The following is a 12,667-nucleotide window of genomic DNA, read 5'->3' as shown; positions in this document are numbered from 1 at the left end:
ACCCGCTACATCGCGACAGAACCCCTTGCACGGACATCACCAGAGGATTTTCGCATGTCTCAGCCCCTTCGTCTTGGAATCGCCGGTCTGGGAACTGTGGGCATCGGTGTGGTGCGGATCATCCGCAGACATGGCGCTCTTCTGGCGGCGCGTACAGGGCGCGAGGTCACGATCAGCGCCGTTTGCGCACGCGACAGCAGCAAAGACCGGGGCGTCTCCCTGAGCGACTATGCCTGGGAGACCGATGCGGCAGCCCTGGCCGTGCGCGACGATGTGGACGTCTTTGTTGAACTGATCGGCGGACACGAAGGCAAAGCCAAAGAAGCGGTTGAGGCAGCTCTTGATGCGGGCAAGGACGTGGTCACCGCCAACAAAGCGCTGCTGGCCATTCACGGTCAGGCCCTTGCGGAACGCGCCGAAGCCGCCGGGCGCGCCCTGCGGTACGAGGCCGCCGTCGCCGGGGGTATCCCGGTGATCAAGTCGCTCACCGAAGGGCTCGCAGGCAATGATGTAACGCGGGTGATGGGCGTGATGAACGGCTCGTGCAACTACATCCTGACCCGCATGGAGTCCGCCGGTCTCAGCTATGAAGAGGTCTTTGCCGAGGCCGACGGCCTGGGGTATCTGGAGGCTGATCCGCAACTGGACGTGGGCGGCATAGACGCGGCCCACAAGTTGGCCATCCTGTCCTCTCTGGCCTTTGGCACCCAGGTCAATTTTGACGGGATCGCGCTCGAAGGGATCGAACGCGTCAGCATCGATGACATCCATGCCGCCGCCGATATGGGCTATAAAATCAAACTGCTGGGCGTGGCGCAGAAAACAGGCAGGGGCCTGGAGCAGCGCATGCAGCCCTGCCTTGTGCCCGACACCTCGCCGCTGGGTCAGCTGGACGGCGGCACCAATATGGTGGTGCTCGAAGGCGACGCCGTGGGGCAGATTGTTCTGCGCGGCCCCGGCGCCGGAGAAGGCCCCACCGCCAGTGCGGTGATGGCGGATGTCTGTGACATTGCGCGCGGACTGACCGGCCCTGTGTTCGGTGTGCCGGCCACAACCCTGTCCCGCTCTGTACCGGCCAGCTCTGATCTGCCCGCGCCCTATTATCTGCGCATGTCGCTGCAGGACAAACCCGGCGCTCTGGCCCGGATTGCCGCCGTTCTGGGAGAGGCCGGTGTCTCCATCGACCGCATGCGCCAGTACGGACATGAAGAGACCTCTGCCCCGGTGCTGATCGTGACGCATAAAACAGGTGCCAACGCGCTCCACCAGGCGCTGGATGCCATGTCCGGCACCGGTGTTCTGGCCTCTGAGCCCGTCGCTTTGCGCATCGAAGAGGTCTGAGCCGCGGTTGTACCCCCGCGTGCTGACAGCTAAACAGATACCACGCCGACCATAAAACAAAGGAAGATCCCATGCCCGCCCACGCCGAATTTCAGGACCGGATGCTCTCACTGGGTCTTGCCCGCGTCTCAGAGGCCGCCGCCCTCGCCTCTGCCCGTCTGGTCGGCCAGGGCGATGAGAAAGCCGCCGATCAGGCCGCCGTCAACGCCATGCGCGAACAGCTGAATATGCTCGATATCGCAGGCGTGGTGGTGATCGGTGAAGGGGAGCGGGACGAAGCCCCTATGCTCTATATCGGCGAAGAGGTCGGCACCGGCAACGGCCCGGGCGTGGACATCGCGCTCGATCCGCTCGAGGGCACGACCCTGACAGCCAAGGACATGCCAAACGCGCTGACCGTGATTGCCATGGGGCCGCGCGGCTCGATGCTGCACGCGCCTGACGTCTATATGGACAAACTGGCCATCGGCCCGGGCTATGAGACCGATGTGGTCACCCTCGACATGACGCCGGGCGAACGGGTCAAGGCACTGGCTGCGGCACGGGGCTGCGACGCATCGGACATTACGGTCTGCATTCTCGAACGTCCCCGCCACGAAGACATGATCGCCGAGGTCCGTGCAACGGGTGCCTCTATCCGTCTGATCACCGATGGTGACGTGGCCGGTGTCATGCACTGTGCCGATGCCTCGACAGGGATCGATATGTACATGGGGGCCGGTGGCGCGCCCGAGGGCGTTCTGGCGGCAGCGGCGCTGAAATGCATGGGCGGTCAGATGTATGCGCGCCTGCTCTTTCGCAATGACGACGAAAAGGGCCGCGCGGCCAAAGCCGGCGTGACCGATCTCGACCGCATCTACACCCGCGACGAGATGGTGACCGAGGACGTGATTTTTGCTGCGACCGGCGTGACCGGTGGCAACATCCTGCCCGGTGTGAAACGCGAACCCGGCTGGTTCACTACAGAAACGCTGATCATGCGCTCCAAGACCGGGTCGGTACGGCGCATCAATTACCGCACGCCCGTCTGAACCGGGTGACCGCGCGGGGGCATCAGTGAGCTTTCTGAACGTCGGGACCTCGCTGACCGGACGGCGCTGGGTGGGCCCCGCGCCCGAGCACGCCCGTGCGGCCGAAGCACTGACCCAGCAGACCGGCCTGCCCGGCCCTTTGTGCCATGTCCTGGCCCGCCGGGGTGTCGCAGCAGAGGAGACCACGGCCTTTCTCGCCCCTGCCCTGCGTGATCTGCTGCCCGACCCGCGCAGCCTGCGCGACATGGAAAAGGCCGCCACGCGGTTTCTTGCAGCTGTGGACCGCCGCGAAAGGATCGCCGTTTTTGCGGACTATGACGTGGACGGTGGCAGCTCTGCGGCACTGCTGATCGTCTGGCTGCGGGCCATGGGCCTGACGGCCACGCTCTATGTCCCTGACCGGATCGACGAAGGCTACGGGCCCAACGACACCGCCATGGCCGAGCTCGCGGCACAGCATGATCTGATCGTCTGCGTGGACTGCGGCACTCTCTCGCACGGTCCGGTTGCCGCCGCGCGCGGGGCGGATGTGATCATTCTCGACCACCACCTGGGCGGAGAGACCCTGCCCGAGGCTCTGGCTGTCGTGAACCCGAACCGACAGGATGAAAGCAGCGATCTCGCTCATCTCTGTGCCGCCGCAGTCGTTTTCCTGATGCTGGTGGAACTGGGGCGTCAGCTGCGCGCGCGCGGCGCCCGGGGCCCTGATCTGATGGATATGCTGGATCTGGTGGCCCTGGCAACGGTTGCAGATGTGGCCCCCCTTATCGGTGTGAACCGCGCCTTTGTCCGGCAGGGGCTGCGTGTCATGGCCGGTCGCGGGCGCGTGGGCCTCGCCGCACTGGCGGATGTGGCCCGCATGGATACCCGTCCCGCGGCCTATCATCTGGGTTATCTGATGGGGCCGCGTGTGAATGCCGGCGGCCGTATTGGTGCTGCGGATCTGGGCGCGCGTCTGCTGGCAACTGATGATCCGCACGAAGCCGCAGCCCTGGCCGAACGGCTCGACGGGCTGAACACCGAACGGCGCGACATCGAGGTCTCGGTGCGCGCCGCAGCGCTGGAGCAGGCCGAGGCGCGCGGGCTGGATCGTGGCCTGGTATGGGCTGCTGGTCCGGGCTGGCACCCCGGCGTGGTGGGCATTGTCGCCGCACGGCTCAAGGAATTCTCCAACCGGCCCAGCATCGTGATCGGGCTGGAGGACGGTATCGGCAAAGGATCGGGCCGGTCGGTCTCGGGCGTTGATCTGGGCCAGCCGATCCAGCGTCTTGCGGCCGAGGGACTGCTCGTCAAAGGCGGCGGGCACAGGATGGCTGCCGGTCTGACCGTGGCAGAAGACAGGATCGAAGCCGCGATGGAACGTCTGTGCGAGCTTTTGGAAAAGCAGGGCGCGCACCTTGCGGGCCCGGCTGATCTGCGGCTCGACGGGCTTTTGATGCCCGCTGCCGCGACGGTCGAGCTGACCGAGCAGCTGGAGGCCGCGGGACCTTATGGCGCCGGTGCCCCCGCGCCACGCTTTGCATTTGCGGATATGGCCATCCGGTTTGCCCGCCGGGTGGGCGACACACATCTCAAGATCAGCTTTGGCGACAGCACCGGGCCGACCATGGATGCCATCGCCTTTGGCGCATTTGACGGCCCGCTCGGCCCGGCTCTGCTAGAGCACGGCGGCGCGCGTTTTCACCTCGCAGGAAAGCTGGATGTGAACACCTGGCGCGGGCGTCAGAGCGTTCAGCTGCGCCTGGACGATGCCGCCCCCGCCTGACACCGCAGATGTGTTAAAGTTTCTTGCACGGTGATGAAATTTCCGCTTGCGCCCCCGCGCCGGATTGCCTAATCAACCGCTCACAGCACCAGTGGCCCGTTCGTCTATCGGTTAGGACGCCAGGTTTTCAACCTGGAAAGAGGGGTTCGATTCCCCTACGGGCTGCCAAAACTATTGTTTTCACTACACCTTTTATGTCCACACGCGCCCATGGGTCGGTATACGGCGCAATGGGTTAGCATCCGTTGTGTCCACACTTTTGGGCGCGGAATCGGGTCGTTCCGGTGTCGGGAGGGTGTGCTGATGGGCGTTGATACCAAGGTCTTGCGGCCAGCTCCCCGATATATAGGAATTGCTGAAGTTCTTTGATGACGGGTATTATGGCACGTCCCTGTCGTACAAAGGGGGAGATCTTTTCTGGCTGTCATTCAAAAAAGGTTTTGATCAAAGATATCTTGCCGTTTTCCCGCCGGGGAAGGGCTCCGGTAACTGCGCAGGCGTCCACAAAGTCCCTGCGGTCCTGATCAGTATGGGTTGCTGGGGAAGTTATGAGGCGATAGCGCTGCGACTGGTGCCGAAATTCAGCAGTATATACCAGCCGAATGACTGCGTGGATGATTGGCGAAACGCTCCCACCCCATCCGCCATTGTCCGGAAGGAAGCACAGATGTATCTAAGCGGACGACAAACACACAGGAACAGCTGACCAATGCCCCAGATCCGCTTTACCAGGCTGACCCAGACAGATCCGGCGGACATCGTCGCGCATATGTCCGACCCGCGTGTAGCTGCGCATATGCCTTTGTTGGACTTTGAATGGGATACTGCAAAAGCACGGGACTTCGTGAACACCAAGGAGGCCTGCTGGGACCGTGACGGTCTCGGCCACTGGGCCATCCTGTCAGACACAAAATACATCGGTTGGGGCGGTTTTCAGAAGGAAGCAGATGAGTGGGACTACGGCCTCGTTCTCCGACCGGACGCTTTTGGACTTGGCGCGCGCATTTCGAAAAAGGCGATCGACTTTGCCATTGCGGATGCGCGTATTCCTTTTGTGACCTTTCTGCTGCCGCCTTCGCGCCGGAACCTAAGCGCGCTTGGCAGGCTGGGCGCGGTGTTTGTGGGAGAGGTGACCTATGACGGTGCGGCTTTCCTCAAGTACCGGCTGGAAACGGTCTGAGCGCCTGGTCGGCAGGGCTGTGATCCGCTCACCGTTTGGGGTGACCCCAGCAAGGCCCCTGCCCGCTCGAGAACCACACAACATGCCCGTAACCGCCCGATTTCAACCGGACAGAGGTCTCGCTTATTGCAGCAACAGCGCCAGCGTGGCCTGGTCAAAGGCACCCGTCTCTGGCAGGCCGGACTGTTTCTGAAAACGCCGCACCGCGGCTGCGAAATCGCCGGTCTGCGGGTCCACAGGCGTCCCCGCTGCCGTGAGGGCAGCAATGGCCCGTTCCAGGACCTGCTCATAAAGCACGGTGACTTTTTCATCCGTCCGCTGCATGACCGTCTGTGATGTCTCTGCCAGGCGGTCCGGCATCAGGTAAGCAATCAGTTCCTGCGAGGCGACCTCGGCGGTGGCCCCGGGATTGGCGGTACAATACTGGATCATCAGCGCCAGCAGCGTCGACGGCGTCTGCCAGGGTGTCAGGTCAAAAGTCTCGGGCAAAAGACGGTTGTGTGCGGTGATGTAACCCGACAGCCACAGCGCCAGATCGCGCTGGTCGCTGCTGCCAGCCGTCAGGGCCGTCACCCGGTCACAGGTCAGACTGCCCGGGCCTTCAACAGCATAGGATCCGTCCGTCCCGGCGGCAAACGCGGGCGAAAAAACGCCCGCGCTCAGCAGTGTTGCACAGAGTATACTGCGGATCATGCCTGGCGGCGACGCAGCTTTGCACCGCCCAGCAGCGCCATCGCACCCAGCATCAGCGACATGCCGGCAGGCAGCGGCACCGGTGCCACATCCGTGTCCACCACAGTCGCCTGTTGCGTAAAGCCGGTTGTCGAATCCTCACCCGCAAAAGCAAAACCCGCGACAAATGTCGTGGCATCTGCCGGATCAATCATCAGAGACGGATCAATGTCCGACAGCAGCAGCGATGTGACTGCGCCCAAAACGCCATTGTCTGCAAAGGCATAGTATTCGCCGGGCTCGATGCGAAAAGTAACACCGTTTGCCGTTACGAGATAGCCGTCCGCATCACCCACAGCAGCCAGTGTCGGTGCCAGAATGCCAAGGATTTCGCCGGCACCTGTCAGCTCATAGGTATAGCCGACAGCAATCAGCGGGTCGACAAACACAATGTCCACCCCATCCACATCCACAGCTGTTGCCCCTGCCACGTCAAAGCCGAAAACCGGGTTGCTCAGCGGCTCACCATCATCACCATCCGTGACCGTTGCCGAACCCGTGGGCAGCAGCGGCGATGTTTCGGACGATCCGTCTGCGGCGCCGAACTGATTGATAAAGATCTGATCACCCGACGTAATGGCGCCAACGATACGTTCTTCGTAGAGCGGAACCGACTGACGCACCCCTTCGTCATCAGTGAATTCGCCAAAGACATATTCCTCATAGTCCGCGGCACCGATGATGACTTCACTGAAATCGGGAATCGCCCCGGCTGCATCCTCGAACCAGTCCGGGCCACCGCTCAGGACAAGCTGCACACCGCTGGAGCCGGGCATGCCGGAATCGAAATCAAACCCGGGCGAGCGCCCGGCGACGATTGCGATCAGGTCGAGTGTTTCGCCGCGCGTGCCCACAACTACGTTGTTTGCCACAAACACAGACGTTGAACCCGTGGTGCCACCGCCCACCGTTTCGCCGTCACGTGTCACGCGGAACGTCGATACCTGGTCGGATGTGCCCAGCTCTGTGCCGTCCTGATCGGTGAACACCGTGAGGTCCTGCGCCAGAACACTGGCATCAAAAGTCCACGCCCCGGTCAGCGAGGCCGTGCTGGAAACAACCGAATCCGCGCCAATCGGGCTGGTCGGAATCTGGTCGGGGTCAAAGACGTTGGCTTCCTCGTTAAGGATGCGGCTGTATTCGTCAAAAAAGATGAAATCGCCGGTTTCCGGATCCTGATACCAGGGCGCACCAACGCCGGTTACGAGGATATCCTGCTGGATCGCAAGGCCGGAGACCCCGATCTGGAAAATATCCGGTGATGACACCGTTTCAGCCTGCAGCTGCGTTCCGATAACTGTTGTACTCAATAATGCGGTCAGGCCGCTCGCAAAAATCTTTCTGTTCACTTCATGTATCCCTGGTTCAATCTTTTTGTGCCCACCCGTGTACCGGCCCAAAAACCTGCAGACAACGATTAAATTTTTTGCTGTTTGTTAACCACTTACGAAGTTCGCCCGGAACGGGAAACCAGGTTTTCCAAAGGCCTGTAAAAAAGGAATTGTGGCGGTTTGGTGTCATTGTTTCGGGATCGTGGAAACAGTGTTTTTAATGGCTTGGACCAGGCTCTGCAGGACAGTCTGTCAAAGACTTCGGGCTTCTGCCGGCGGCTGACAGGCCCTTTCTTCCACTGGTGACACGTCCCGTTCCTCTCGGCTTTCGATGGGCATCAGCTCCCAAACCCGCGCGCCCCGGCTCTGATACGCTCCCCCGCCAAAACAGTGATGCGCCCGCCCGGAAGTCCCAACGCGGTCCTGCTGCCCTTCGGGTCATACCGGCAGCCTGTGCGGGCGATCTCACATTTGAGTGATCGTTCAATAATATTCTTGAGCATTCACTCAAATCTCCCTATCTCATGCCCACAGACAAGACCTACCCCTCTCAGAAAAGGACAGATCATGGCCACCTTCCCTATTCACGCCATCGAAACCGCACCCGAAGCCGCCAGGCCGCTTCTGGAAACATCCCTGAAAAACAACGGCCGCATTCCAGGCCTGCACGGCACAATGGCAGACGCGCCGCCGCTGCTCGCCGCCTACAACTTTGCACACCAGCAATTCCTCGCCACCTCTTTCACGGACGAGGAAAAAACCGTGGTCTGGCAAACCATCAACGTCGAGAGCGACTGTCATTACTGTGTGCCCGCCCACACCGGCATCGCAAAGATGATGAAGGTTGACGACGCAGTCACAGACGCGCTGCGCAATGAAACACCGCTGCCGACAGCAAAGCTCGAAGCGCTGCGCAGATTTACACTGGCGCTGATCCGGGACCGCGGGTTTGTGTCTGATGCGGAAACTCAGGCCTTTCTGGATGCGGGTTATTCCGAGACCAACATTCTGGAGATCATTCTGGGCGCGGCACAAAAACTGATGTCGAACTACACAAACCACTTTGCAAAAACCCCGGTGGACCAGATTTTCCAGAAATTCGCCTGGGAAAGAAAACCGGCCACCGCCGCGGAATAACGCAGCGCTGGCGCGGATGCCTTCTTTGGCACACGCACCGCTCGCTCCGCTGGCGGTCATGGCCCTGCTGCCCGCCGCAATACAACTCCATTCAGGCGCCGCTTTCACGGGCGGGGCCTGAAATACCCACACCGGGGCTGCACAGCGCCGCGCGCCCGAATAACCCTGTCCACCGGCGGTCCGGCTCACAGTACTGTGTTTTTGGCAACCCGGCGACGATCCTGTATTACGCCACGAACGGAGGGCCCTGAAATGACCGAACCCCTGCAGATTGACATTGTGTCCGACGTGATGTGCCCCTGGTGCGTCATCGGTTACCGCCAGCTTTCCCAGGCGCTTGAAGCCACCGGTACCGCCTGTGAGATCACCTGGCATCCGTTCGAGCTGAACCCGCAGATGCCAGCGGAGGGCCAGAACACCCGCGAGCACATCCAGGAGAAATACGGCAGCACGCCCGAGCAGTCCGAACAGTCGCGCCGGCAGATGGCGGCACTGGGCCGGGATCTGGGATTTGAATTCGCCTGGTCGGAAGATTCCTGGATGCACAACACATTTGACACCCATCAGCTGCTGCACTGGGCGGGAACAACCGGGCGCAAACACGATCTCAAACAAGCGCTTTTTGCCGCTCATTTCACCGATCAGCGCAACCTGTCCGATCATGCCGTGCTGGCCGATATCGCCGCTGAAACCGGGCTGGACCGTGACGAGGCTTTGCAGGTGCTGGCCGACCAGCGCTATGCAAAGGATGTGCGCGAGGAGGAAATGTTCTGGCAACAACAGGGCATTACCGGGGTGCCTGCGGTGGTGTTTGACCGCAAACACCTTGTCACCGGGGCTCAGGGCGTGGAGAACTATACCAACATCCTTGCCCAGCTGGCTGCTATGAAAGGCTGAAGACATGGCCCGTGCCGCAAATTACGACCGGGATGCCGCGCTGGACGCGGCCATGGCCGTCTTCTGGCGCAAAGGCTATCACGCGACCTCTCTCAAGGATCTGGAATCTGCGCTGGATATGAAGCCGGGCAGCATCTATGCGGCTTTTGAAAGCAAGGAAAACCTCTATCTGCTGGCGATAGAACGCTATTTTCAGGCGTCCCGCAAAAACTTCCGCGCCGCGATGGAAGAGGCGGAAACGCCCATGGCGGGTCTGGCGGCACAGTTTCAGAACTATGCTGACCTGGCGCGGGACGATCCCGCACGCAGGGCCTGCATGCTGATGAAAACCTTTGTGGATACGGCATCCACCGATCCGAAAATTGCCCATGCCTCACAGGATTATCTGAACCTGATGTGCGCAGAGTTCGCCCGCGGGTTTGAAGCCGCCCGCGCCGCAGGCGAGCTGCCGCAGGAGGCCGACCCGCACCATCTGGCGCGGCGTTTCCAGGCCAATATATCAGCGCTGCGCGTCGAGCTGCAGCGCGGCACGCCGCGCGACGTGATCAACAGGCTGGCGGCGGATATGGCGCGCGAAACGCTGGAAACCGGCGTGCCGCGTTAAGATACCTGCCTGTCCGGTGCGAACACCATGCCTGGCACAATCCGTTCCAGAGGGCCGGGCATGTGATTTCAGCGTCTGAGATACCTTTGGAAACCCTCCCTCGGGCCGGCATGGTCAAACAGGTTTCAGGCGGTAACTCTTTTTGGCACATCCGTTGTACCTGACAGGTCCGTTCTGTTGAGCGTGACCCGCCAGGAAAACACACAGTCTGCGTCCGAACACCCTCATCAAATCATCCGAATCGCGCTGCGTTCGCGCAAGATTGCAAAATCAGGTGCCAACTGGTGCCATCGGCCGGACCCGGCGCGAAGGCCATTTGCTGGCTCAATCCTGACGAACCCTCGTGAGCCTGCGTCCCGCGCGGGCGGTCAGGCGTGGCCTGTGACGATCAGCATCTGAAAAACCGGTCGTTTTGAGGACGAAAGCAGCCACCATCGATCCGCGTGCCAACGTGATCCGCTGCGTTATCTGAAGAGTTCAGGTGTATTGGCTGGCCTTGGCTCTGCCGCACAATGAGCCATCCATCATTTATCGGACCCTCCCTCGCGCTGGAAACCTTTGCCGATAGTCTTCCTGTGAACCGCACTCGGAAATCAGTTTCCCAGCCTGGCGAAGCCTGTGCACATCCCGGCATGAACTGAAAAACGGTTACCATCATCGAAGAATGATCAGGAATTGAAAATTGGACTATGAGGCTTCCCTGCTCCCCGGGCCTTTCAGGACAGGCCGGGCAGCGGCATAGTCCTGTTCAATCGCCGCCAATTGCACCCGGTAAGCCGCTGCAGCAACACATGAAACATTGCACTCCAACAAACAGTAGCGACGGACACGGCAGCCTCCGGGCGTTTTTCCCGCCTTCTGCCGGCAGGCCTGAGCAGTGCCGGGCGTTCTGGCGTGCCAAGTCATCACGAACCACGCGCCCGGCAACCGCGCGGCCTGTGACAGCGCCTTTCAAACAGTCAGATCCTGGTGCGTACCCGCGGCCAGAACGGCGAGGTCAGGCAGCACCACCGGCATCGGTTGCGGCCTGCTGCGCCAGCAGATCAGCGTGCATGGTCTGACGGCCGCGCCCTTCGTGCTTGGAATGGTACAGCGCCTCATCCGCATCGCGCAGCATGTGGTCTGCATCCGGCGCGGTATAATCCGCGCTCAGAACCGTGCCGATGCTGGCAGAAATCTGGCAGGGATGCCCCTCGAATGTGATGGGCGCATCCAGCCTTTTGATGATGCGCTCTGCCACCCGGACCGGCACAGTGTTTTCACGGACATTGCGCATCAGAACGACGAATTCATCGCCGCCAACCCGCGCCACTGTGTCTGTGCTGCGGGTTTCCTCTTTCATCACACGGGCAACTTCCTGCAGCACAAAATCACCGGCAGCGTGGCCGAAGGTGTCATTCACATCCTTGAAGTAGTCGAGATCAATATGCATCAGCGCCACGTCCTCCAGAGAGGACAATGCACGTTCCAGATCAATATCCATCGCCCGGCGGTTTTTCAGACCGGTCAGCACATCGGTAACGGCCTGCTCCTCGGCCTCTTCGCGCGCATCCTGCAGGCGTTCGTTCAGCTGACGGGATGCTTCCATGGCCGCCGATTTGGCCTCGACCAGATAGAGCATCTCAACTGTCAGATCGGTGACGGCAAAGTCGCGCGCCGTGAGTTCGTATTCCTGAACGGCCTCGACCACGGAAATACCAAACGACAGGTTCAGCGTCACCTGCCCCTTTTCCGGGCCCGGCACCAGAATGCCCTTTAGCTCACGGGGCGGATCGGTGCGGTACATGACGTAAATCCGGGTGCCTGCAGTTGCGCAAAGCCCCTGCATATCCGTGATTTCGCGAGGGCGCCGGATGGTGAAGATGTCAAAGAACGCAGCACCTGACAGCATAGCTTCGTCAAAGAGCTTGCGCATCGTCGGGCCGGCCCCAACGATCTGCCCCTCGCAGTCGAGGACCAGATGCATCGGACAGAGCACGTCCAGCATCTGTTGGAAAACAGGGCTTTGCGTCATCCGGCGCGTGCCCCCAGGTGGAAACCACGGCCTTCGGAAAATTCGGTTTCCAGCAGCGAGACACCGACGATTTCCGCGCCGTTCTCCGACCCCTGATGTTCCAGGAAAACCAGCGCGCCATAGTCATCCGCCATCGCGCGCAGCACACCGGTAAACAGATGACCTGCCCCGGGAATACGGCTCTGCACGCTCAGACGGTAATAGCCCGTCCCCTGCTCTTTCAGCGTGATGCGGGGCAGTTCCAGATCGGATACCGCCAGGCGTGCCCGGTCCGGCAGATCGTCCAGAGAATGCAGAAAATCGGTGAAATCTACGCCGGAAAACCGCAACAGGCGGCGCAGCGCCTCGACATTCGGATGCGACACCAGGTAGGTTCCGATGTCCTCCATCAGTTCCTCATAGGGGCGGTCGAGAACATCACTGACCGCAGTCAGCACCTGCGTCGTCAGCTCTTCTTCATAGGTGAGCATGGCCTCAAACTCGGTAACGCCCACATCCGCGCGTTTGATGGCAGCACGCCACTGAGCTTCACCGTAACAGTCCGTCACAAAGCGCTGGATCGCGCGGTTCACGAGTCCGTGCATGACACCCTCATACCCTTTTTACAGCGCATACCATGGGCGAAAGCTCTTAAC

11 protein-coding genes and 1 tRNA gene are annotated in these 12,667 nt (G+C 61.1%); 8 read left to right on the top strand and 4 right to left on the bottom strand.

All coding sequences use genetic code 11. The features are described from left to right. The first annotated feature begins 54 nt into the window (after positions 1 to 54). From Q1A34_RS00235 to Q1A34_RS00215, 5 genes are all read left to right on the top strand, one after another. Entirely contained in the window at positions 55 to 1,341 is a 1,287-nt protein-coding gene (locus Q1A34_RS00235) for a homoserine dehydrogenase (protein ID WP_300029112.1), read from the top strand. Between the two features lie 71 nt (positions 1,342 to 1,412). Then, the gene (gene glpX, locus Q1A34_RS00230; RefSeq protein ID WP_300029109.1) at positions 1,413 to 2,372 is read left to right on the top strand and encodes a class II fructose-bisphosphatase; all 960 of its coding nucleotides are present in this window, start codon (positions 1,413 to 1,415) and stop codon (positions 2,370 to 2,372) included. Positions 2,373 to 2,397: 25 nt separating this feature from the next. After that, positions 2,398 to 4,137, top strand: coding sequence for a single-stranded-DNA-specific exonuclease RecJ (recJ, locus tag Q1A34_RS00225; protein ID WP_300029106.1), 1,740 nt, complete (start codon positions 2,398 to 2,400; stop codon positions 4,135 to 4,137). Positions 4,138 to 4,230: 93 nt separating this feature from the next. Further along, positions 4,231 to 4,305 (top strand) — tRNA-Glu (locus Q1A34_RS00220). Positions 4,306 to 4,846: 541 nt separating this feature from the next. Continuing rightward, positions 4,847 to 5,317 carry a GNAT family N-acetyltransferase gene (locus Q1A34_RS00215; protein WP_300029104.1) on the top strand — a complete coding sequence of 157 codons (471 nt, stop codon included), beginning with the start codon at positions 4,847 to 4,849 and terminating at the stop codon, positions 5,315 to 5,317. Positions 5,318 to 5,440: 123 nt separating this feature from the next. On the opposite strand, the gene Q1A34_RS00210 is transcribed toward Q1A34_RS00215, so the two are convergent. Together Q1A34_RS00210 and Q1A34_RS00205 are read right to left on the bottom strand one after the other, a co-directional pair. Beyond that, a complete protein-coding gene (locus Q1A34_RS00210) occupies positions 5,441 to 6,010 on the bottom strand; it encodes a peptidoglycan-binding domain-containing protein (protein ID WP_300029101.1) in 570 nt (189 codons plus the stop codon). Beyond that, positions 6,007 to 7,359, bottom strand: a complete 1,353-nt coding sequence (locus Q1A34_RS00205) for a VPLPA-CTERM sorting domain-containing protein (protein ID WP_300029098.1) — start codon at positions 7,357 to 7,359, stop codon at positions 6,007 to 6,009. The genes Q1A34_RS00210 and Q1A34_RS00205 overlap by 4 nt, the downstream gene beginning before the upstream one ends. Before the next feature lie 588 nt (positions 7,360 to 7,947). Here Q1A34_RS00205 and Q1A34_RS00200 point away from each other — a divergent pair. The 3 genes from Q1A34_RS00200 (at position 7,948) to Q1A34_RS00190 (ending at position 10,018) form a co-directional block, all read left to right on the top strand. Continuing rightward, positions 7,948 to 8,517, top strand: coding sequence for a carboxymuconolactone decarboxylase family protein (locus Q1A34_RS00200; protein ID WP_300029095.1), 570 nt, complete (start codon positions 7,948 to 7,950; stop codon positions 8,515 to 8,517). A gap of 252 nt (positions 8,518 to 8,769) precedes the next feature. Continuing rightward, a complete protein-coding gene (locus Q1A34_RS00195) occupies positions 8,770 to 9,414 on the top strand; it encodes a DsbA family oxidoreductase (protein WP_300029090.1) in 645 nt (214 codons plus the stop codon). Positions 9,415 to 9,418: 4 nt separating this feature from the next. Continuing rightward, a complete protein-coding gene (locus Q1A34_RS00190) occupies positions 9,419 to 10,018 on the top strand; it encodes a TetR/AcrR family transcriptional regulator (protein ID WP_300029087.1) in 600 nt (199 codons plus the stop codon). Positions 10,019 to 11,015: 997 nt separating this feature from the next. On the opposite strand, the gene Q1A34_RS00185 is transcribed toward Q1A34_RS00190, so the two are convergent. Then, positions 11,016 to 12,032 carry a diguanylate cyclase gene (locus tag Q1A34_RS00185; RefSeq protein ID WP_300029083.1) on the bottom strand — a complete coding sequence of 339 codons (1,017 nt, stop codon included), beginning with the start codon at positions 12,030 to 12,032 and terminating at the stop codon, positions 11,016 to 11,018. Further along, positions 12,029 to 12,616: a heme NO-binding domain-containing protein gene (locus Q1A34_RS00180; protein ID WP_300029080.1), complete on the bottom strand. Its 588-nt coding sequence runs from the start codon at positions 12,614 to 12,616 to the stop codon at positions 12,029 to 12,031. Before Q1A34_RS00180 ends, Q1A34_RS00185 begins: the two co-directional genes overlap by 4 nt. Positions 12,617 to 12,667: the final 51 nt, after the last annotated feature.

The organism is uncultured Roseobacter sp., from assembly GCF_947491795.1.
Taxonomy (GTDB): domain Bacteria; phylum Pseudomonadota; class Alphaproteobacteria; order Rhodobacterales; family Rhodobacteraceae; genus Roseobacter.
The sequence above is the reverse complement of the archived record's forward strand: the minus strand, read 5'-3'. Positions and strand labels throughout refer to the sequence as shown.

Bases quoted from the DNA above. Each gene is read 5' to 3' on its own strand.
- Q1A34_RS00190 (WP_300029087.1), top strand. From the start codon at position 9,419: ATGGCCCGTGCCGCAAATTACGACCGGGATGCCGCGCTGGACGCGGCC.
- Q1A34_RS00210 (WP_300029101.1), bottom strand. From the start codon at position 6,010: ATGATCCGCAGTATACTCTGTGCAACACTGCTGAGCGCGGGCGTTTTT.
- Q1A34_RS00185 (WP_300029083.1), bottom strand. From the start codon at position 12,032: ATGACGCAAAGCCCTGTTTTCCAACAGATGCTGGACGTGCTCTGTCCG.
- Q1A34_RS00195 (WP_300029090.1), top strand. From the start codon at position 8,770: ATGACCGAACCCCTGCAGATTGACATTGTGTCCGACGTGATGTGCCCC.
- Q1A34_RS00235 (WP_300029112.1), top strand. From the start codon at position 55: ATGTCTCAGCCCCTTCGTCTTGGAATCGCCGGTCTGGGAACTGTGGGC.
- Q1A34_RS00180 (WP_300029080.1), bottom strand. From the start codon at position 12,616: ATGCACGGACTCGTGAACCGCGCGATCCAGCGCTTTGTGACGGACTGT.
- Q1A34_RS00215 (WP_300029104.1), top strand. From the start codon at position 4,847: ATGCCCCAGATCCGCTTTACCAGGCTGACCCAGACAGATCCGGCGGAC.
- glpX (WP_300029109.1), top strand. From the start codon at position 1,413: ATGCCCGCCCACGCCGAATTTCAGGACCGGATGCTCTCACTGGGTCTT.
- Q1A34_RS00200 (WP_300029095.1), top strand. From the start codon at position 7,948: ATGGCCACCTTCCCTATTCACGCCATCGAAACCGCACCCGAAGCCGCC.